General features: G+C 68.2%; 13 protein-coding genes. 11 read left to right on the top strand and 2 right to left on the bottom strand.

Annotated features, from left to right (window positions below; translation table 11 throughout):
* Nucleotides 1-80 precede the first annotated feature (80 nt).
* From mrcB to tsaB, 4 genes are all read left to right on the top strand, one after another.
* Nucleotides 81-2,516 carry a penicillin-binding protein 1B gene (mrcB, locus tag CKW06_RS18290; RefSeq protein ID WP_024958764.1) on the top strand — a complete coding sequence of 812 codons (2,436 nt, stop codon included), beginning with the start codon at nucleotides 81-83 and terminating at the stop codon, nucleotides 2,514-2,516.
* Nucleotides 2,513-3,049 carry a hypothetical protein gene (locus CKW06_RS18285; protein WP_024958765.1) on the top strand — a complete coding sequence of 179 codons (537 nt, stop codon included), beginning with the start codon at nucleotides 2,513-2,515 and terminating at the stop codon, nucleotides 3,047-3,049. Before mrcB ends, CKW06_RS18285 begins: the two co-directional genes overlap by 4 nt.
* Nucleotides 3,050-3,609: 560 nt before the next feature.
* Nucleotides 3,610-5,658: a DNA repair helicase YoaA gene (gene yoaA, locus CKW06_RS18280; RefSeq protein WP_012481048.1), complete on the top strand. Its 2,049-nt coding sequence runs from the start codon at nucleotides 3,610-3,612 to the stop codon at nucleotides 5,656-5,658.
* A 9-nt stretch (nucleotides 5,659-5,667) separates the two neighbouring features.
* On the top strand, nucleotides 5,668-6,381 hold the full coding sequence (gene tsaB / locus CKW06_RS18275) for a tRNA (adenosine(37)-N6)-threonylcarbamoyltransferase complex dimerization subunit type 1 TsaB (protein WP_024958691.1): 714 nt from the start codon (nucleotides 5,668-5,670) through the stop codon (nucleotides 6,379-6,381).
* A gap of 575 nt (nucleotides 6,382-6,956) precedes the next feature.
* On the opposite strand, the gene CKW06_RS18270 is transcribed toward tsaB, so the two are convergent.
* Both CKW06_RS18270 and gshB read right to left on the bottom strand, forming a co-directional pair.
* A complete protein-coding gene (locus CKW06_RS18270) occupies nucleotides 6,957-7,841 on the bottom strand; it encodes an energy transducer TonB family protein (RefSeq protein WP_005410719.1) in 885 nt (294 codons plus the stop codon).
* Nucleotides 7,841-8,788, bottom strand: coding sequence for a glutathione synthase (gene gshB / locus CKW06_RS18265; RefSeq protein ID WP_024958137.1), 948 nt, complete (start codon nucleotides 8,786-8,788; stop codon nucleotides 7,841-7,843). Before gshB ends, CKW06_RS18270 begins: the two co-directional genes overlap by 1 nt.
* Nucleotides 8,789-9,028: 240 nt before the next feature.
* Here gshB and pilG point away from each other — a divergent pair, with 240 nt between their 5' ends.
* The 7 genes from pilG (at nucleotide 9,029) to CKW06_RS18230 (ending at nucleotide 20,970) form a co-directional block, all read left to right on the top strand.
* A complete protein-coding gene (gene pilG / locus CKW06_RS18260) occupies nucleotides 9,029-9,430 on the top strand; it encodes a twitching motility response regulator PilG (RefSeq protein ID WP_005418455.1) in 402 nt (133 codons plus the stop codon).
* A gap of 18 nt (nucleotides 9,431-9,448) precedes the next feature.
* Entirely contained in the window at nucleotides 9,449-9,811 is a 363-nt protein-coding gene (locus CKW06_RS18255) for a response regulator (RefSeq protein ID WP_005410717.1), read from the top strand.
* Complete coding sequence (locus tag CKW06_RS18250; protein WP_005410716.1) at nucleotides 9,811-10,341, top strand: chemotaxis protein CheW; 531 nt, start codon at nucleotides 9,811-9,813, stop codon at nucleotides 10,339-10,341. Before CKW06_RS18255 ends, CKW06_RS18250 begins: the two co-directional genes overlap by 1 nt.
* 41 nt (nucleotides 10,342-10,382) lie before the next feature.
* Nucleotides 10,383-12,419, top strand: coding sequence for a methyl-accepting chemotaxis protein (locus CKW06_RS18245; protein ID WP_005410715.1), 2,037 nt, complete (start codon nucleotides 10,383-10,385; stop codon nucleotides 12,417-12,419).
* Between the two features lie 100 nt (nucleotides 12,420-12,519).
* Nucleotides 12,520-19,197: an Hpt domain-containing protein gene (locus tag CKW06_RS18240; RefSeq protein WP_024958138.1), complete on the top strand. Its 6,678-nt coding sequence runs from the start codon at nucleotides 12,520-12,522 to the stop codon at nucleotides 19,195-19,197.
* Nucleotides 19,184-20,509 (top strand): chemotaxis protein CheB, encoded by a 1,326-nt coding sequence (locus CKW06_RS18235; RefSeq protein ID WP_024958139.1) that lies wholly within the window; start codon nucleotides 19,184-19,186, stop codon nucleotides 20,507-20,509. The genes CKW06_RS18240 and CKW06_RS18235 overlap by 14 nt, the downstream gene beginning before the upstream one ends.
* Nucleotides 20,506-20,970: a chemotaxis protein CheW gene (locus CKW06_RS18230; protein WP_005410712.1), complete on the top strand. Its 465-nt coding sequence runs from the start codon at nucleotides 20,506-20,508 to the stop codon at nucleotides 20,968-20,970. Before CKW06_RS18235 ends, CKW06_RS18230 begins: the two co-directional genes overlap by 4 nt.
* The last annotated feature ends 10 nt before the right edge of the window (nucleotides 20,971-20,980 follow it).

The following is a 20,980-nucleotide window of genomic DNA, read 5'->3' as shown; positions in this document are numbered from 1 at the left end:
CAGTGAAACCGCGGGCCATCGCCTGCCAGCCACCGCGGCGCCTGCGTTAGACTCGCCAGACCCTACCTGCCTGCATGCCCGTGCCCCGACGCTACGATTCCGACGACATCGACGATTTCGACGACGACCAGCAGGACGACAGCCCGCTGTGGCGGCGTCGCCTGATCACCTGGAGCATGGCTGCGGTCGCGTTGGGATTGGGCTTCCTGATCCCTTATACGCTGTACCTGAACCAACAGGTGACCCAGCGCTTCGGTGAACTGCGCTGGCAGATCCCGACCCGGGTATATGCGCGGCCGCTGGTGCTCACCCCCGGCAAGGCGATGGACGCAGCGACCCTGAAGACCGAACTCGCCGCATCCGCCTACCGCGATGACGGGCAGGGCAAGGAGCCGGCGACCTATGCGGTGAACGGCGGGCGCTTTGTCATTTCCAGCCGTGGCTACAACGATGTGGATGGCCGCGTCGCACCGCGTCGGCTGGAACTGTCGCTGGCAGACGGTGCGGTCGCGTCGCTGCGTGATGCCGACAACCGCAAGGCGCTGAAGGCTGCGCGCCTGGACCCGGCACGTATTGCCACCCTGTACGGGCAGAAGCAGGAAGAACGCCGCCTGATCCGCATGGACGAGGCGCCGGACCTGCTGGTGACCGGCCTGCAGGCGGTGGAGGACAAGGACTTCAACCGTCACCACGGCATCGATCTGTCCGGCATCGCGCGCGCGGTGTGGGTGACGGTCCGTTCCGGTGGCCAGAGCCGCCAGGGGGCGTCCACGCTGACCCAGCAGCTGGCCCGCAGCGGCCTGCTCGGGATCGGCAAGGAACAGACGGTCACCCGCAAATTCAACGAAGTGCTGTACGCGCTGATCATGGAGGCGCGCTACGACAAGCGCACCATCTTCGAGGCCTATCTCAACCAGGTGTACCTGGGCCAGCGCGGCAGCCAGGCCATCCACGGCATGTCTTCCGGCGCCGAGTTCTGGTTCGGCCGTGACCTGCAATCGCTGGAAACCGAGCAGATCGCGCTGCTGATCGGCCTGGTCAAGGGCCCGTCCTACTACGATCCGCGGCGCAACCCGGAACGCGCGCTGGATCGCCGTAATTTCGTGCTGGGCAAGCTGCATGAGGCGACGCTGATCGACGATGCCGAGTACCAGCGTGCACTGAAGGCGCCGCTGGGCGTGCCCAAGACGCCGGGCCTGGTGGCGGCCAACCGCTTCCCGGCCTATGTGGACCTGGTTCGCCGCCAGCTCGGCCATGACTATCCGGAATCGGCGCTGCAGGGCGCCGGCCTGAGCGTGATGACCGGCATGTCGCCGTCTGCGCAGGCCTATGCCGAAGGCGCGGTGACCCGCACCATCAAGTCGCTGGAAAGCAAGCGCCGTCCCGAACTGCAGGCCGGCATGGTGCTGACCGACGTGCACAACGGTGACGTGCTGGCGGTGATCGGCAGCCGTGAAGTGTCCGAGGTGGGGTTCAATCGAGCGATCGAAGCACAGCGCCCGGTCGGCTCGCTGTTGAAGCCGTTCGTGTACCTGCTGGCGCTGGCGCAGCCGGACCGCTACTCGCTGGCCAGCTGGGTCGACGATTCGCCGGTGACGGTGCAGCTCGGCCGTGGCCGCAACTGGAGCCCGGGCAACGCGGACAACCGCAGCCACGGCACTGTGCGCCTGATCGACGCGCTGGCGCATTCCTACAACCAGGCCACGGTGCGCGTGGGCATGCAGGTCGGCCCCGAGCGTGTGACCCAGCTGATCCACGTGCTGGCCGGCATCAAGGCCGAAGCGAATCCGGCGGTGATCCTCGGTTCGACCGACCAGAGCCCATACGCGATGGCACAGCTGTACCAGTTCCTCGCGTCCGGTGGCGAAATCCAGCCATTGCATGCGGTGCGTGGCGTGCTCGATCCGCAGGGCAAGCTGCTCAAGCGTTACGACAAGACCCCGGCACCGGCCCAGGAAGGCGATTCGATTGCCGCCAACCTGATCAGTGTCGGCCTGCAGCAGGTGGTTGCCAGCGGCACCGCGCAGCGGCTCAACGCCGATGGCCTCAGCCGCCTGCAGCCGGCCGGCAAGACCGGTACCACCAACGATGGTCGTGACAGCTGGTACGCCGGTTACACCGGGGATCACCTGGCGGTGATCTGGATCGGCAACGACCAGAACGAGCAGGCCGGCCTGTACGGTGCCACCGGCGCGATGCGGGTCTGGTCGGGCATCTTCCAGCGTCTTCCCAGTGCGCCGCTGCGGGTCAGCAACAAGGGCCTGGACTGGCAGTCGGTGGCCGCCAGCGGCCTCAACACGACCGACGAGGGCTGCCCGGGAGCGCGCCGCTTCCCGTTCGTGGTCGGCTATGCGCCGGCCTATGCGCCCTGTGCACCGGCGGTGTCGCCGGACGGGCAGGGCGAGGCCGAAGGCGAGGGTGGTGGCTGGCGCAGCTGGTTCGGCCTGGACCGCAAGCCGGAAGCGCCTGCCGAACCTGCCGCGACGCCCGCCGCCACTCCTCCCCCGAGCCGATGATGCCGATGAACATGCGATCCCTGCTGCAGCCCCTGGCCCTGACCGGCCTCAGCCTGGCCCTGGCCGCCTGCGTGAGCAGTGCACCGCCGGTGGTCAAGCCGGTCGATACCACCACGCCGGCGCAGCGCCTGGCTGCCGTGGATGCAGCCGCAGGCCCGGACGACAAGGAACTGTCGGTGCAGCCGCTGCGTGATTCGCAGGTGGAAGACCTGCGGTTGACCGCACAGGCGCAGCGCCGGGCAAACGATCTGGCCGGCGCGGCCAGCAGCCTGGACCACGCGCTGGAGATCGTGGCCGGCGACCCGGCGGTTTTGCAGGAACGTGCCGAGCTGGCACTGCTGCAGGGCCAGTGGGCACAGGCGGAGACGTTCGCGCGCAAGGCGGTGGATCTGGGTTCGAAGACCGGGCCGCTGTGCCGCCGGCACTGGGCGACGATCGAGCAGTCGCGCCTGGCGCGGGGCGAGAAGGAGAATGCGGTGTCGGCGCATGCGCAGCTGGAAGGCTGCACCGTGCCGGGGATCAAGCGGTACTGAGGTATTCCACTCCATCGGGCGCTGCCCCCTCTGCGGCAAGCGCTCGCACTGATGGATGGTCGTGATGGGCCGTGTGGGTGGGGCGTGCAGGACACGCCGTAAACCCATCCCTGGGGGCTCGATGGCGCCATCCATGGCGCCAACGGTCCTGCACGCCCCACCCACCCGGTCCGCCATACATCGCGCGGGCCGCAGGCAAGAACAAAATCAAAATCAAAAGCGGGTCGCGCGCTGCGCGCGCTCGCTGCCATTTCTTTTCTTCTTTCCCCGTTACTCCCATCGCTTCTGAGCTGCCAGTCGAGCAGGCTCGGCTTTGCGAAGTCTGTCCCCTCCGTCACCGGGAAACTGTCGAAGGCGGGGGACTGTGGGTTTGCGGGGTGTCCGCGGCATGGATGCCGCGGCCAAGCCCCCAGGGACGGGTTTACGGCGTCCCCGCAAACCCACAGTCCCCCGCCAGTCCCCAGTACAACCCAGAGCCATGAACACCGCTGTTGCTGTTGCTGGTGCTCCGGCTTGAAACGGGTGCCGGGCAGCGCCCGGCCGGGTATTCTTTCCCTCTGATGTCCGACCTTGTCCATGCCAGCCGCGAAGCCCTCAGCGACGGCGGCGCGCTCGCCTCGCACTTGGATGCCTTCGTCCCGCGTCCGGCACAGCTGCACCTGACCGAAGCCATCGCCGATGCGCTGCAGCAGCGTGACCTGCTGCTGGCCGAGGCCGGTACCGGTACTGGCAAGACCTTTGCCTATCTGGTGCCGGTGCTGCTGTCCGGGCTGCGTACCATCATTTCCACCGGAACCCGCGCGCTGCAGGACCAGCTCTACCACCGCGATCTGCCACGGGTGCGTCAGGCACTTGGTGTCGGCCTGCGCAGTGCGCTGCTGAAGGGGCGCGCGAACTACCTGTGCCGCTATCGCCTGCAGCAGGCGCGCGGCGAGCCGCGTTTTTCCAGCCCCGAACAGGCGGCGCAGTTCCAGCGCATCCTGGCCTGGTCCGGTCGTTCGGAGTTCGGTGACATCGCCGAACTGGAAGGCCTGGCCGATGATTCGCCGCTGCTGCCGATGGTCACTTCCACGGTCGACAACTGCCTGGGTACCGACTGCCCGTTCTGGGATGACTGCTTCGTGGTGCGCGCGCGGCAGCGTGCGCAGGCCGCCGACGTGGTGGTGGTCAACCATCATCTGCTGCTGGCCGATCTGGCTCTGAAGCAGGATGGCTTCGGTGAATTGCTGCCGGGGGCGCAGGCCTTCGTCATCGACGAGGCACACCAGCTGCCCGAATTGGCCGCGCAGTTCTTCGGCGAAGGTTTCGGCATGCGCCCGTGGCAGGAACTGGGCCGCGACTGCCTGGCCGAAGCGCGTGGCGTCGGCGGCGCGCAGTCGGCGCTGCAGGAACCGGTCGACCAGTTGCAGCAGGCGCTGCTGGCCCTGCGTTCGGCGATGGAGGGACTACCGCCGCGTGGCACGCAATGGCGCGCGTTGGCGATGCCGCAGGTGCGCGATGGATTCGATACGGTGATGGCGGGGTTGGTGACGCTGGAGCAGGCACTGCAGCCGCTGCGCGAAGCCGCGGCGGGCCTGGATGCCTGCCATGCACGGGCGCGCGAAGCGGTCTCGCGGCTCAGCCGCTGGCTGGGCGATGACGAACCTGCCCTCGATTTCGATACCGACCCGGCGGAAACCGCCACTGCCGCTGATGTGCTCTGGTACGAGCTCACGCCACGTGGTTTTCGCTGCCAGCGCACCCCGATGGATGTGTCCGGCCCGTTGCGTGAGCATCGCGAACGCAGTCGCGCGGCATGGATCTTCACCTCGGCGACGCTGACCGTGGGCGGTGGCTTCGACCACATCGCCACCCGCCTGGGCCTGGACGATCCGCACACGCTGGTCCAGCCGAGTCCGTTCAATTGGCCGGAGCAGGCGCTGTGCTACCTGCCCGAAGGCCTGCCTGATCCGGCTGCGCGGGGCTTCGGTACTGCGTTGATCCAGACCCTGCGGCCGGTGTTGCAGGCGTCGCAGGGCAGGGCATTCCTGTTGTTTGCCTCGCACCGTGCATTGCGCGAGGCCGCCGAGGCACTGCGCGATGGGCCATGGCCGTTGTTCGTGCAGGGCGAGGCGCCGCGCGCGACGCTGTTGCAGCGCTTCCGCGAATCGGGCAATGGCGTGCTGCTGGGCTCGGCCAGTTTCCGCGAGGGCGTGGACGTGGTGGGCGAGGCGCTGAGCGTGGTGATGATCGATAAGCTGCCGTTCGCGGCACCGGACGATCCGGTGTACGAGGCACGGCTGGAGGCGATCCGCAGCCAGGGTGGCAATCCGTTCCGCGATGAGCAGCTGCCGCAGGCGGTGATTGCGCTGAAACAGGGCGTCGGTCGCCTGATCCGCAGTGAGAGCGACCGTGGCGTGTTGGTATTGTGCGACCCGCGCCTGCTCAACCGTGGCTATGGCCGGGTCTTCCTCGATTCACTGCCGCCATTCCGCCGTACCCGCAGTCTGGCCGATGTGCAGGCCTTCTTTACGCCACAATGGGCGCCCGTGGCCGATGGTGCGGCTGCTCCGGCCGCCGTTGCGACCGGCCCCGAGCCGGCGCCCGGTGCCACGTTCCCCCTGTTCTGACCCGATCCGATGAAACTGCTCGCCTTTGAAACCGCCACCGAAGCCTGTTCCGTTGCCCTGCATGTCGATGGGCAGGTGCTGGAACGCTTCGAGATCGCCCCGCGCCGGCATGCCGAACTGAGCCTGCAGTGGGCGGAGGCGCTGCTGGCCGAAGCCGGCATCAGCCGCCGCCAGCTGGACGGTATCGCGCTCAGCCGCGGCCCGGGTGCATTCACTGGCGTTCGCCTGGCGATCGCCATCGCGCAAGGCATTGCGCTGGCACTGGATCGGCCGTTGCTGCCGGTCTCGACACTGCAGGTGCTGGCGCTGCGGGCACCGGCGGACGAAACGCAGATCCTGTCGGCGATCGACGCACGGATGGGGGAGTTGTACGTCGCGCGCTTCGAGCGTGTAGACGGGCTGCCGGTGGCACGTGATGCCGAGCGCGTGTGCGCACCCGCTGCGGTTGCGCTGCCGGAAGGGATGTCGGCCTACGGTGTCGGCACCGGTTTCGGCGCAGCCGAGGGGGCACTGGTGACCCAGCTGGGCACCGGCCTGCGCGGCTTTGATGCGACGGCGCTGCCGCGAGCGTCGGATGTACTGGCACTGGCGGTGCCGGCGTTCGCTCGCGGCGAAGCCATTGCACCGGAGAAGGTCGAGCCGGCGTACCTGCGTGACAATGTGGCGCTGACCCTGGTCGAGCAGCAGGCCGCGCGCGAGGCGAAGGCGAAGGCCAACGGCTGAGCCCCTCGTGGCGGGGTTGGTTGATCGCATAAACCAAAAGCCGCGCTTGGCCGGGCGGGGTGGGTTCGCGGGGGACGCCGTAAACCCGTCCATGGGGGCTTGGCCGCGGCATCCATGCCGCGGACACCCCCGCGAACCCACCCCGCCCGACCTCTGACAGTTTCCGTGTGCGTCCGCCACGGAAAATCAAAAAAGAAAATCAAAGTCAAAAGCGGATCGCTTCGCTCGCATCCACGCGTAGCGTGGATGTGTGTCGACCAAGGTCGACACCTACCAATAGCAAAAATGCGCCGCGATCTGTCAGAGGTGGGGCGGTGTGGGCTTGCAGGACCGTTGGCGCCATGGGCCCGAGGCATGCCTCGGGCGGGTTGGGCAGGACGCCCAACCCCGGTCTTGCCGTGTGCGCAGGACAGCGCACACGAGCAAGGCGCCAGCGAGCCCCCAGGGACGGGTTTACGGCGTGTCCTGCAAGCCCACACCGCCCCGCCAAACCCACAGCCCAACCGCCGCTGTTGCTGTTGCCGTTGCTCTAGCCTTCCAGCGGGTCCCGGGCCGCAGGCCCGGGCACCAAAACCCTATCGGTCGTCGTGCAGGGTGCCGCCCGGCAGGAACACCCACGTACGGGTAACCTGCAGGATGTCGATTTCGTCTTCAGTCTTCGGCAATGGCGGGAACGGCTGGGCCAGCTGCACCACCCGCAGTGCGGCCTCATCCAGCAATGGCGTCCCGCTCGAACGCAGGATCCGGCTGCTCTCCACGCTGCCATCGCGACGCACGCCCACGCTGATCACTACCTGGCCGCCGAGGCGGCGCTGCCGCGCCTCATCCGGGTAATTCAGGTTGCCTACCTTCTCGGCACGGTCGACCCAGGCGCGCAGGTAATTGGCATAGGCATACTCACGCGTGCTGGCCGACACGAACTTGCGGTTCGGGCGCTTGGCGTACTGCGCCGAGCGCAGATGTACTTCGGCAGCCAGCCGCGCCATCTCCACGTCGCGCTGTTCGCGTGCGCTCAAGGGCGCATCCGGTTCGGGCTGATCCGGCGTGGGGCGGGACTGCGCCTGCGCCACCACCTCTTCGCCATTGCGGCTGCTGACCACCCGTGCCTGTGGCGGCGGAACCGGCGCGGCCGATTGCTGCTGCTGTGGAACCGGGCTGATTCCGGACTGGGCCTGCGGCACGATGCCGGCCTGGTTGTCGCGCGGACGCTGTGCGCGGTCGTGCTCGCCACCGCCCTCCTGGTTGGCCGCGGCCAGGAAATCGGCCTGCTTCGGGGTCAGCGCGGTGCGGGTCTGGCTGAAAATGACTTCCAGTGTCGGCACCAGCGGCGCATCGCCCTTCACGGCGAAGCCCACGCCCAGGATCAGCAGGGCGTGGACCAGCACCGACAGCGCGATGGTCGCCCCCAGCCGTTGCGCTTCGCGCGGCGGCGGGGGCAGGACGGCAGGTGCGGCAGACATCAGCGCAGGCCGGCCTCGAGTGCGTCGAACAGGGTGCCGGCGATGTTCAGGCCGTACTGCGCGTCCAGTTCGCGCACGCAGGTCGGGCTGGTCACGTTGACCTCGGTCAGGTAATCGCCGATCACGTCCAGGCCGACGAAGCGCATGCCGCGGCGCTTCATCTCCGGGCCGACCTGGGCGGCGATCCAGCGGTCGCGCTCGCTCAGCGGGCGGCCTTCGCCGCGGCCGCCGGCGGCCAGGTTGCCGCGGAATTCATCGCCCTGCGGGATGCGCGCCAGGCAGTAGTCCACCGGTTCGCCATCGACCAGCAGGATGCGCTTGTCACCGGCGGTGATGTCGGGAATGAACTTCTGGGCCAGCGCCAGCTTGCGGCCGCCGTCGGTCAGGGTTTCCAGGATCACGTTCAGATTCGGATCGCCCTGGCCGCTGCGGAAGATCGAGCGGCCGCCCATGCCGTCCAGCGGCTTCAGCACGGCCTGGCCGTGCTCCAGCGCAAAGGCCTTCAAGACCTTCGCGTCGCGGCTGACCAGGGTCGGCGGACAGCACTGCGGGAACAGCAGCGCGGCCAGCTTCTCGTTGTAGTCGCGCAGGCCCTGCGGGTTGTTGACCACGCAGGCGCCAGCCGCTGCGGCCACGTCCAGCACCTGGGTGTCGTAGATGTATTCGGCGTCGACCGGCGGGTCCTTGCGCATCAGCACGATCTGGCCGGGGCCGAACTCGGTGCGGCCGAACGCGCCCAGCTGATACCAGCCGGCCGGGTCGTCGCGCACCTGCAGCGGCGCGGTCTGGGCCACCGCTACGCCACCCTCCAGGGCCAGGCCGCCCGGGCGCACGTAGTGCAGGGCATGGCCGCGGCGCTGGGCTTCCAGCAGCATGGCGAAGGTGGTGTCCTTGGCGATCTTGATGTGGGCGATGGGATCCATCACCACGATGACGTTCAACGGCATGGGCGCACCTGTCAGGCAAGGCGTTGATGGTAGCGGCAACGCCGCTCGCGCGCCTCCCCGCCGTCCTGCAACGCAGCGTCCGCCCGGCGGTCGCGCACGCATTGCGAAACCCGTCACGTTCAGGGGGGTGCCATGCCCCGCGCCATGGGGCGGCCTTGAAGCGGGCGCGGAAAGTGCGATATAGATACGCTTTCGTAGCGGCCCCCGCCAGAGATCGGGCCGTGCGCTTGGGGATAGGCAATGACTGAAAACACGACTGCGGGCGGGGAACTCGCAGGACTCCGGGTGATGGTCATCGATGATTCGAAGACCATCCGCAGGACTGCGGAAACGCTGCTCAAGCGCGAAGGCTGCGAGGTGGTCACCGCCACCGACGGCTTCGAAGCGCTTGCGAAGATCGCAGACCAGCAGCCGCAGATCATCTTCGTCGACATCATGATGCCGCGCCTGGACGGGTACCAGACCTGTGCGCTGATCAAGGGCAACCAGCTGTTCAAGGCGACCCCGGTCATCATGCTCTCGTCCAAGGATGGCCTGTTCGACAAGGCGCGGGGACGCATCGTCGGCTCGGAGCAGTACCTGACGAAGCCTTTCACGCGTGAAGAACTGCTGGGTGCCATCCGCACATACGTCAACGCCTGACCAGGGGGGAAAGGCACAATGGCTCGTATCGTTCTGATCGAGGATTCACCGACCGACCGCGCGGTGTTCACCCAGTGGCTGCGCCGTGCCGGCCACGAGGTGCTGGAGGCGGACAATGCCGAGGATGGACTGCAGCTGGTCCGCGACCAGGTGCCGCAGCTGGTGCTGATGGACGTGGTCCTGCCCGGCATGAGCGGCTTCCAGGCCACCCGCGCGATGGCCCGTGATGCGGCGATCAAGCACATCCCGGTGATCATCGTCAGCACCAAGGCGATGGAAACCGACAAGGCATGGGGCCTGCGCCAGGGCGCGGCCGATTACATCGTCAAGCCGCCGCGCGAGGATGAACTGATCGCGCGGATCAACGAACTGGTGGCCTGATGCGCTCGCCCTTCGACATTCTCGAAGCCTACGAACGGCGCAGCCTGGCCCATGCGGTGCAGCTGCCCGAGCGGCAGTTCGCCCAGGACCTCTGGCGTGGCGTGGGTTACCGCGTCGGCCAGCGCCGGCTGGTGTCCGATTTCCGCGAAGTGGTTGAAATCGTGCCGATGCCGCCGGTGACCCCGGTGCCGTGCGCGCAGCCGTGGCTGCTGGGCGTGGGCAATCTGCGCGGTAACCTGTTCCCGGTGGTCGACCTGAAGTACTTCCTGGAAGGCACGCGTACCGTGCAGCAGGAAGGCCAGCGCGTGCTGATCATGCGCCAGGCCGGCGGCGACGTCGCCCTGACCATCGATGAACTGTTCGGCCAGCGCAGCTTTGAACTGGACCAGCAGATCGCGGCCGGCACGCTGGCCGAAGGGCGCTACGGCCACTTCGTCGATCGCGCCTTCCACGCCGACGGCCACGACTGGGGCGTGTTCTCCCTCTCGCTGCTGTCGCGTACCCCTGAATTCCGGCAAGCCGCGGCCTGAGGCCGGGCATCGCCCCCTGCATTGAAGATCGAGGTTGAACGATGAGTACTGCTTCGGACGCCACCAAGACCGGCAAGCTGCGGCTGGGCGGCAGCAACCTCTGGCTGTTCCTGCTGCTGGCATCGATGATCCTGTTCGGCGTCAACACCGGCGTCGCCACCTGGCAGGGCAGTCGCCTGGCCGATGCCGGTTCCAAGGCGGCCGACCTGCAGGTGCTGTCACAGCAGCTGGCCAACCAGGGCCGTGACGCCGTGGGCGGCAACGCGCAGGCGTTCACCGCTTTCAAGGCGACCCGCAACGCGATCGAACAGAACGTGTCGACACTGCAGGGGCGCTACGGCAAGGAGCCGGGCGTGTCCGGTGCCATCGCCACCCTGGGCGAGACCTGGGCGCCGCTGGGCAAGCAGGCCGGGCAGCTGGTCGCCAGTGAACCGGCGGTGCTGGCGCTGGCCGGCAACGCCAACAACTTCACCGGTGCGGTGCCGGGCCTGCAGGCCCAGCTGAACGAGCTGGTGCGTGCGATGTCGGCCTCCGGCGCGCCGTCGTCGCAGGTGTACAGCGCCCTGCAGCAGGTGGTGGTGGCCGGCTCCATGGCCCGTCGCGTGACCGAAATGCGCGCCGGTGGCAGCGCCGCAGCGACGTCCGGCGATGCACTGGCACGCGACATCACCGTGTTCTCGCAGGTGCTCGACGGCCTGCGCAACGGCAACGAGGAACTGGGCATCACCGCCGTGCGCGGTGCCGCCGCCGTCGCCGCACTGGAGCAGTCGCAGCAGAAGTGGGAAGCGATGAAGCAGGACGCTGACGCGATCCTGGCCAGCTCGCGCCAGCTGTTCGCGGCGCAGTCCGCCGCCACCGCGCTGGGCCAGGGTTCGGCCCACATGCTGGATGACAGCCGCAAGCTGTTCGACGCGTTCTCCTCGTTCGGCTCGGTGTCTGACACCCGCCTGTTCCCGAACTTCTGGATCGGTGTGGTGTCCGGTGCGCTGTCGCTGATCGCGATCATCGGCTTCGTTTCCACCAACGTGCGCAGCCGCTCGCGCGAGCAGGAACTGCGCTACCAGACCCAGGTGGAATTCAACAGCCGCAACCAGCAGGCGATCATGCGGCTGCTGGACGAAATCTCCTCGCTGGGTGAGGGCGACCTGACGGTGAAGGCCTCGGTGACCGAGGACATGACCGGCGCCATCGCCGACGCAATCAACTACGCCGTCGACGAGCTGCGCCACCTGGTGACCACCATCAACGACACCTCGGCCAAGGTCGCGCTGTCCACCCAGGAAACCCAGGCCACCGCCATGCAGCTGGCAGAGGCGGCGGGCCACCAGGCCAACCAGATCACCTCGGCGTCGGACCGCATCGGCGAAATCGCGGCGAGCATCGAACAGGTGTCGCGCAACTCGGCCGAGTCGGCCGACGTGGCACAACGTTCGGTGGTGATCGCCGCCGAAGGTGCCGGCGTGGTGCGCGAGACCATCCAGGGCATGGACCAGATCCGTGACCAGATCCAGGAAACCTCCAAGCGCATCAAGCGCCTGGGTGAGTCGTCGCAGGAAATCGGCTCGATCGTGGAACTGATCAACGACATTTCCGAACAGACCAACATCCTGGCGTTGAACGCAGCGGTCCAGGCGGCCTCGGCAGGTGAAGCGGGCCGCGGTTTCGCGGTCGTGGCCGACGAAGTGCAGCGCCTGGCAGAACGTACCTCCGGCGCGACCCGACGCATCGAGAACCTGGTGCAGGCCATTCAGGCCGATACCAACGAAGCGGTCACCTCGATGGAACAGACCACCGCCGAAGTGGTGTCCGGTGCACGTCTGGCCGAGGACGCCGGCACCGCGCTGACCGAGATCGAGCGCGTGTCCAATGCACTGAACACCCTCATCAAGAACATCTCCATCGCCGCCCAGCAGCAGTCGGCTGCGGCCTCGGACATCACCCGCACCATGGGCGTGATCCGGCAGATCACCGGCCAGACCTCGCAGGGTGCCGGGCAGACCGCCGAATCGATCGGCCACCTCGCGCAGCTGGCGGCCGACCTGCGTCGTTCGGTCGCCGACTTCAAGCTGCCGGCGTGACGCGGGCAGGGCGGCGAGCAAGGAACCAGTCGATGAAGCATTTCCATTCCCCACGCCAGAACTCGCGCGGCTTCCGCGCGGCGGCGAACGGAGCGCGTCCATGAGCAGTCTGCGCGATGCGATGAGCCACGCAGCGCTGGGCTGGGTCAAGCCCGAGCTGGACGAGACCCTGCGCCAGGTGCGCAACGAAGTCGAGTACTACGCGGAAGACCCGACCGACGCCAGCCGCATGCGCATCTGCGCCGGCTACCTGCACCAGGTACAGGGCACCCTGCGCATGGTCGAGCTGTACGCCCCGGCCATGGTGGCCGAGGAGCTGGAACAGCTGGCCAATGCCATCGGCGCCGGTGGCGTGGCCGATCGGGATGAAGCCTGCGCGACTCTGATGCGTGGCAGCGTGCTGCTGCCCGATTACCTGGAGCGCCTGCAGAACGGTCACCGTGACATCCCGATCGTGCTGATGCCGCTGCTGAACGAGATCCGTGCCGCACGTGGCGAAGAGGGCGTGCATGACAGCGTGCTGCTGGCATTCGCACCGGACAGCATCACCGCCACCGAGGCCGAGCTGGACCATGCCCGTGGCAGCCTGAGCGGGCGCAACCGCGAGCTGCTCGATACCGTGGGCAGTGCAGTGAAGGAAGAACTGCTGCGCATCAAGGATGCGCTGGACCTGCACCTGCGTACCGGCGGTGCGCCGGAGCAGCTGCAGACCCAGGCCAACGAGCTCGGTGCGGTCGCCGATACGCTGGGCATGATGGGCCTGGGCGTGGCCCGCGGCGTGGTCGTGCAGCAACGTGATGCCCTGCGTGGCGTGGTCGAGGGCCGCCAGCAGATCGACGAAAACCTGCTGCTGGATATCGCCGGGGCGCTGCTCTACGTGGATGCGTCGCTGGATGACCAGGTCGCCCATCTGGGCGCCGGCGGCAGTGGCCAGGACGATCCGAGCGCAGTGGAGAACCGGCGCACGGTAGAGGTGCTGGCGCACGAGGCCATCGCCAACTTCGCCGCCGCGCGCGAGCACTTCGTCGCGTTCATTGAAACCAGCTGGAACCATGCCGAGCTGCACGACGTGCCGCGCCTGCTGGGCGATGTGTCCGGTGCGCTGCGCATGCTCGACCTGGGTACCGCCGCCGATTACCTGCGCGGTGTGCAGCAGTACATCGAAGCCGAGCTGATCGGTCGCCAGCGCGTGCCGAGTGGCCGCCAGCTGGACACGCTGGCCGACGCCATGGCCAGCCTGGAGTACTACCTCGAAGCCCTGCGCGACCGCCGCCCGGGTCGCGAGGACATCCTCGACATCACCCGCAGCAGCCTTGAGGCGCTGCGCTACTGGCCGTTGCCGGACCACGATGCGGCTGAGCCGGCAGCGTCCGTGCCGCAGTCGATCGAGCGTGAGCCGGTCGTGCTGCAGGGCGAGGCACTGCAGCCAGAGCACATCGAGATCCCGGTACAGTCGGCCGCGCCGGCACCCGGTGAGGTGCCGGTACCGCTGCCGGACTTCACCTTCGATCCGCCACCGGCCACGCCTTCGCCGGCAGCGGCGGACAACAGCTTGATGTTTGGTGGGCTGGGATCCGTCGCCTCCGCGCCGCTGTCGCTGCGTGACGAGTCGGATGCACCGCTGGTCTTTGCCGCCTCCAGTGCACCTGCACCCGAGGTCCCGCAATGGGATCTGGCACCGTTCCATCCTGAGACCGATCCGCTCGCTCCAGCGGACGATGAGCGCAGTCCGACGTTTGCCAGCTTCGATCCGGTCAGTTTCGAACAGCTCGATGCAGGGCAGGGCGCCGCCGCCCATTGGACGCTGTCGGAGGCGGCTCTGCCAGTGCAGTCCGATGCGACAACCGGCCTGGACGTAGAGGACGCCGCCGACGCGTCGCTGTCCATCGAGACCGGCGCGCATGCCGCACCGGGGTTCGACCCGGTGGCCGCCGAACATGACGCGTTTTCTGCAAGTGACGACGTCGTGTTCCGTTTCGATGCCGATGCGCTGGACAATGCCGATGACGTGTTGTCGCTGCATGCGATGGAGGCATTGTCGCTGGAGGACGCTGCCGGGCTGCATCCGTCGCTGGAGAGCATCGATGCCACTGCCCCTGCGGTGGTGGAAGAGAGCCCGGCTGCCGCAGAGCCGGACATCACCCCCGTGGATGTGCCGGTGGAAGCGCCCGCACCGCTTGCCGATGTGCCGGCAGCGGCGGTGTCGATGATCGACATCGACACCATCGCACCGATTGATTTCAGCGAAGCCGACGCGCAGTTCTTTGCCGAGCTGAGCGCTGCCGCCGCGGACTTCAATCCGCAGGCGACCCCGACGCCGGCTGATGCGGAAGCGCCAGTCGCCGTGGGCAGCGCGGAAGATGCAGACGCCGGCTTCGAGGCCGGCTTCGACGACGATGCCGAGAACATCGACGAGGACATCCGCGAGGTGTTCCTGGAAGAGTTCGACGACGAACTGGCCAACCTCGGAACGTTGCTGCCGGCATGGCGCATGCAGCCGGACAACATGGACCGTCTGCGTCCCATCCGTCGCATCTTCCATACGCTCAAGGGCAGTGGCCGACTGGTCGGTGCACGCACCCTGGGCGAATTTGCGTGGAAGATCGAGGGCATGCTCAACCGCGTGCTCGACGGCAGCCGCCCGGCGACGCCAGCCGTGCTGGCCATGGTCGACAACGCGCATGCCGCGCTGCCGCAGCTGAACGCCGCGTTGCGTCATGGCCAGCGGATCAGCGTGGACCTGCAGGCGATGCAGGCCATTGCCGATCGCGTCGGCGCGGGTGAGGAAACCTATTACGTACCGCTGCCGGTTGCGGCCGCTCCCGCCGCACCGGTGGTCGAAGCCGATGGCGAGGACGAGATCAGCCGCATTCTCGAAGCCGAAGCAATGGCGTCGGTGCAGGCTGAAGCCCATGCGGACCCGGCGCCCGAAGCATTGGGCACGCCAGCCAACATCGACAGCGTGCTGCGCGAGATCCTGGAAGCCGAAGTGGAAGTCCACCAGGCGACCCTGCAGGACTGGCTGCGCTTGGCACAGCAGGCGCCGCAGCCGGTCAGCGACGCGCTGCTGCGCGCGGTGCACACCATGAACGGCGCCTTCGCGATGACGGAAGTGCCGGAAATCACTGCCGTTACCGGCGGTGCCGAGTCCTACATCAAGCGCGCGCTGGCTGCAGACGTGGTGCCGGGCGACGAGGGCGTGGCTGCGCTGGATGCGACCGCGCAGGCGATCACCGCGACCATGGAAGCGCTGCAGGCCGAGCAGCCGCGCATCACGCCACAGGAAGCGCTGGTACAGCGCCTGCAGGCGCTGGCCGGTGAACTGCCGGAAGCGCGCTGGCCGATGGTCGGGCTGGAGGACGAGGATGAAGAGGGCATCGCGCTGGCGCCTGATGTCGGGCGGGCATCCGAAGCCGAAGCGCCGCTGGCCGGGCTGGACACGCTGGACGAAACCAGCATGGCGTCCGCTTTCGATGTGGCGCCCGATCTCATTGCCGAGCCGCAGCCGCTTGCCGAAGATGCGCTGGAACCGGTTCCAGCTGCAACCGACCCGCAGACGCTGGACATCGCGGCCGACAGCGGCCTGGACGTGGGCGAGCTGACCGCCAGCGACGATCTTTCGCGTTACTTCGACGCCGGCTGGCCGTCGGTGCCGGGCGAAGGTGAACCTGCCGTGGCGGACACCTGCGCGATTGAATCGATCCAGCCGGTCGAGAGGGCGCCTGTTGTCGAAGTGGCCGAAGCAGATGCCGTGCCCACGATCACGACGGTCGACGACGCTGATCTGACCATGGCCGACGATCTGTCGCCCTACCTCGATGCCCGCGCGCTGCCGGTGGATGACCGCGACGCCGATGAGATGCCGGTGTCCGCGGAGGTTGACGCAATCGACCTGAATACGTCGATGTCCGCTGATCTGGGCGATGCCGACGCCAGCCTCGACGACGACGCTGCTGCACTGCCACTCGACAGCGGGCTGTCGAGCCTGCAGGATGAAATGGCTGCGCCGGGTTTTGCAGAACCGGTCACGCTGGCAGCCGCGCTCGAGGCCGGCCTGCACGTGATCGAAGAAGAGCAGACCCTGGACGACGACGGGCAATGGCCCGTGCTCGGCCTCCAGGCCAGCGAACTCGCGCCGGGCGAGGCGGAAGCCTTTGCCGAGGATGCGGACGTCGGCGGGGAGGCGGCGGTCGGCGAAGGAGAGAGCGCCGATCAGCCGTCCCCGGCGACGGTGAACGAGGTGAGCGCTGCCGAAGCACTGCAGGCCACCGCCGAGCCGGTGCGGTTCTTCGAACTGGAAGAAGCGCCGGGGCAGGGCACGGCCAACACCGATGCCGAACCTGCCGAGGCCGACGCCGGAGAGCGGGCGCCGCTCCACGATGAAGCCTCCACCCTGGAAGACACCGCGGATGGCGCCGATGCGCTCGACTTCAGCGTGTACGACCGCGAACTGGTCGACATCTTCGTCGAGGAAGGCAAGGACCTGCTCGACCACTGCGATGGCCTGATCAGCGAGCTTCGCAATGCGCCGCAGGATCGCGAGGTGCTGGCCGGCCTGCAGCGTGACCTGCACACCCTGAAGGGTGGCGCACGCATGGCCGGCATCAATGCAATCGGCGACCTTGGCCACAGCATCGAATCCCTGCTGGAAGCCGTGGCGGCCGGCCGCACCGAGATCGAACGCCGCGACGTGCAGCTGCTGGAGCGCGGCTTCGACCGCCTGCACCAGCTGCTGACGCGGACCGGTGCCCACCGCGTGGTGGCGCCTGCACAGGATCTGGTGGAGGCCTTCGAGGTCCGCACCACCACCGATATCGCGGCGGCCGCTGCGGCCGCGCGTGCGGCCAGCGAGGCCGAGGCCGTGCCGGCACAGGCTGTGGGCCCGCTGACGACGCCGGCCGATGCCCCGCTGTCGGCACCACTGCCGGCCGAAGGCGTGGCCGACGAAGATCCGCTGGCGCGTCCGCAGCAGGAGCAGGTGCGGGTGCGCGCCGACCTGCTCGACCGCCTGGTCAACCATGCCGGTGAAGTGGCGATCTATCGCTCGCGTCTGGAACAGCAGCTGGGTGCCTTCCGTGGTGCCATGGCCGAACTGGAGCGCACCAATGCGCGACTGCGCGACCAGCTGCGCCGACTCGACCTGGAAACCGAGGCGCAGATCGTCGCCCGCTACCAGCGCGAGCAGGACCAGGCGGACCAGAAGTTCGATCCGCTGGAACTGGACCGTTTCTCCACCCTGCAGCAGCTCAGCCGTGCGCTGAACGAGTCCGCCGCCGACCTTGGCGGCCTGCAGGGCGTCCTGGACGATCTGTCGCGCCAGTACGACTCCCTGCTGCAGCAGCAGTCGCGCGTCAGCTCGGAACTGCAGGATGGCCTGATGCGCGCGCGCATGGTGCCGTTCGACGGTCTGGTGCCGCGCCTGCGCCGCGTGGTCCGCCAGTCCGGCATGGATACCGGCAAGCAGGTCCACCTGACCCTGGAAGGTACCCACGGCGAACTGGACCGCAACGTCCTCGACCGCATGGTCGCGCCGCTGGAACACATGCTGCGCAACTCCGTGGCGCATGGCCTGGAAGCGCCGGAACAGCGCCGCGCCGCCGGCAAGCCGGAGGAGGGCGAGATCGCCATCCGCCTGCACCGCGAAGGCTCGGAAATCGTGCTGGAAGTGGCCGACGACGGCGCCGGCCTGGACCGCGAGGCGATCCGCCGCCGCGCCATCGACCGTGGCCTGCTGGCTGCCGATGCGCAGCCGAACGAGCAGGAACTGGACAACCTGATCTTCGCCTCTGGTTTCACCACCGCTGACCAGGTCAGCCAGCTGGCCGGCCGTGGCGTGGGCATGGACGTGGTGCGCAACGAAGTGCGCCAGCTGGGCGGTTCGGTCGATATCCAGTCAGTGCGGGGCCAGGGCGTGCGCTTCACCCTGCGCCTGCCGCAGACGCTGGCGGTCACCCAGGCGGTGTTCGTGCAGATCGGCGAAACCACCTTTGCGGTGCCGGTCGCATCGGTCAGTGGCATCGGCCGCCTGTCGCGCGAGCGTTTCGAAGCGGCCGACAGCAGCTATCGCTACAGCGGCGAGGACTATCCGCTGTACGACCTCGGCAGCCTGGTCGGGCAGGCCCCGGCGCGTGCCGATGGCCAGGACCAGGTACCGCTGCTGCTGGTCCGTGCTGGTGACCTGCGTGCCGCCGTGGCGATCGACCAGGTGCTGGGCAACCGCGAAATCGTGGTCAAGCCGGTCGGCCTGCAGATCGCTTCGGTACCGGGCATCTACGGTGCAACCATCACCGGCGATGGCCGCGTGGTGGTGATCCTGGACGTCGCGCCGCTGGTGCGCCGCTTCCTCGCCAACCCGACGCTGCCGGTGCTGGCCAACGCGCCACGCCAGGAGCGCCAGGTGCCGCTGGTGATGGTGGTGGACGATTCGCTGACCATGCGCAAGGTGACCGGGCGCATCCTCGAACGCCACAACTTCGAGGTCAGCGTCGCCCGCGACGGCGTGGAAGCACTGGAGCGCCTGGAAGAACGCGTGCCCGACCTGATGCTGCTGGACATCGAGATGCCGCGCATGGATGGTTACGAGCTGGCCACCGCGATGCGTGCCGACCCGCGCTACAAGGACGTGCCGATCGTGATGATCACCTCGCGCAGCGGCGACAAGCACCGCCAGCGCGCCTTCGAGATCGGTGTGCAGCGCTACCTGGGCAAGCCGTACCAGGAGCTGGACCTGATGCGTAACGTGTACGACCTGCTGGGGATCGCCCGTGTCCGTGAGTGAAGCCCAGGCGGCCCCGGCCGTCGCCCTGCTGGCCCGTCCTGGCGCGGCGCGCGAGCGCCTGCGCGAGGCGTTGTCGCATGCCGATGTGCAGCTGGTGCTGGAAGACGACCCCAATGGCCTGGAGCCGCAGCTGCTGCAGGACGCGCGTCCACAGTTCGTGGTGATCGCGCTGGAAGCGGCCATCGAGGATGCTCTGGAGCGGCTTGAAGCGGTGCTGTCCGCACCAGGCCTGACCCTGGTCTTCGACGAAGCCGAGCTGGCGGCGCGCCGTGATGGTTGGGAGGCACAGCGCTGGGGCCGCCACCTGGCCGCCAAGCTGCACGGCCACCAGCAGGTGCTGCCGCCGGGTGCGGAAGACGAACCCGCCCTGCAGCTGGAACCGGGCCACCCGGCACCGCCGCCGGCACCACGGGAAGAAGCGCTCCAGCCGCATCTGGACCAGGCATTGAGCTGGGCCGACGAGGTGCCGGCGGACAGCCTGTATGCGCCACCGGCGCACCTGCACGAACCGATCGCGCTGGAGCAGGCACTGGCCGCGCTGCAGCCGGTGGTGGCGGAGCCGCTGGAGGCAGCGCCGATGCAGCCGGTTGCCACACCGGCAACGCCGCCGGTGTCCTTCGACCACACCGCGTGGTCACTGGTCGAGGACGTAGCAGACGCACCCGCAGCCACCGGGTACAGCGCCGCGATGGAAGCCCCGCTGCCGTCCTTCGATACCGATCACCTCAGCCTGGTGGACCTGGACACTGCGGCGCCTGCGGGCGCACGTGCCGGCTCGCTGCTGGTGCTGGCCGGCATTGGCGGCCCGGATGCGCTGCGCCGCCTGCTCGGTGCGCTGCCATCGTCGCTGAGCGTGCCGGTGCTGGTGCACATGCGCCTGGACGGTGGCCGCTACGGCAACCTGGTCAAGCAGATGGCACGGGTGTCGCCGCTGCCGGTGCAGCTGGCCGAAGCCGGCCAGCGTGCAACACCCGGTGAAGTGCACGTGCTGGCCGATGACATCGGCGTGCAGGCCGCCAGCGACGGCCTGTATTTCGTCAGCGACGCGCAAGGCATTTCGATTGCCGGGCTGCCGGCCGACCACACTGCGCTGGTCCTGCTCAGCGGCGCCGACCTTGCGCATGTGGGTCCGGCGCTGGATCTGGCCGCCGCCGGTGCCTGGGTGGCCGGGCAGGTCGGCGAGGGCTGCTATGACCCTGCCGCAGCCACGGCGGTGGTCGCCGCTGGCATGGTGGCGGGTGAGCCACAGGAACTGGCGCAGGCCATCGCCTCGCGCTGGGGCGTGGAAGACGATAACGGAGAGGCACCATGAGCTATGCCAGCAATGACGAAATCCGCGGCGTCCTGATCCAGGCCGGCAACGAGCGCGTGCTGCTGCCCAATGCCACCGTGGCCGAAATGATGTCGCGGGTGCCGGTGCAGCCGGTTTCCGACGCCCCGCGCTGGCTGGTCGGCGAAATCGGCTGGCACGGCTGGCAGGTGCCGCTGGTGTCGTTCGCGCGCCTTTCCGGCCTGGGCGAGGAAGCCGTGGGCGGCCACAACAAGGTCGTCGTGCTGAAGGCCCTCAGCGGCAACGCGCAGCGCCCGTACTACGCGCTGCTGACGCAGAATTTCCCGCAGTTGATCTCGGTGCCGCGCGATGGCCTGCTGGCCGATGCTTCCGAGGAAACCCTGCCGCAGATCGTGCACATGCGCGTGCTGCTGGGTGAGCAGAGCGCGCTGCTGCCGAACCTGGATGCGCTGGAAGCCGCGCTGGATTCGCTGGCGGCCTGATCGGCAATCC

It is taken from the genome of Stenotrophomonas maltophilia, from assembly GCF_900186865.1.
Taxonomy (GTDB): Bacteria; Pseudomonadota; Gammaproteobacteria; order Xanthomonadales; family Xanthomonadaceae; genus Stenotrophomonas; species Stenotrophomonas maltophilia.
Note: the sequence above shows the minus strand (reverse complement) of the source record. Positions and strands in the feature narration are given on the sequence as shown.

Coding starts and splice junctions, on each gene's coding strand:
- CKW06_RS18285 (WP_024958765.1), top strand. CDS start 2,513: ATGATGCCGATGAACATGCGATCCCTGCTGCAGCCCCTGGCCCTGACC.
- yoaA (WP_012481048.1), top strand. CDS start 3,610: ATGTCCGACCTTGTCCATGCCAGCCGCGAAGCCCTCAGCGACGGCGGC.
- tsaB (WP_024958691.1), top strand. CDS start 5,668: ATGAAACTGCTCGCCTTTGAAACCGCCACCGAAGCCTGTTCCGTTGCC.
- CKW06_RS18270 (WP_005410719.1), bottom strand. CDS start 7,841: ATGTCTGCCGCACCTGCCGTCCTGCCCCCGCCGCCGCGCGAAGCGCAA.
- gshB (WP_024958137.1), bottom strand. CDS start 8,788: ATGCCGTTGAACGTCATCGTGGTGATGGATCCCATCGCCCACATCAAG.
- pilG (WP_005418455.1), top strand. CDS start 9,029: ATGACTGAAAACACGACTGCGGGCGGGGAACTCGCAGGACTCCGGGTG.
- CKW06_RS18255 (WP_005410717.1), top strand. CDS start 9,449: ATGGCTCGTATCGTTCTGATCGAGGATTCACCGACCGACCGCGCGGTG.
- CKW06_RS18250 (WP_005410716.1), top strand. CDS start 9,811: ATGCGCTCGCCCTTCGACATTCTCGAAGCCTACGAACGGCGCAGCCTG.
- CKW06_RS18245 (WP_005410715.1), top strand. CDS start 10,383: ATGAGTACTGCTTCGGACGCCACCAAGACCGGCAAGCTGCGGCTGGGC.
- CKW06_RS18240 (WP_024958138.1), top strand. CDS start 12,520: ATGAGCAGTCTGCGCGATGCGATGAGCCACGCAGCGCTGGGCTGGGTC.
- CKW06_RS18230 (WP_005410712.1), top strand. CDS start 20,506: ATGAGCTATGCCAGCAATGACGAAATCCGCGGCGTCCTGATCCAGGCC.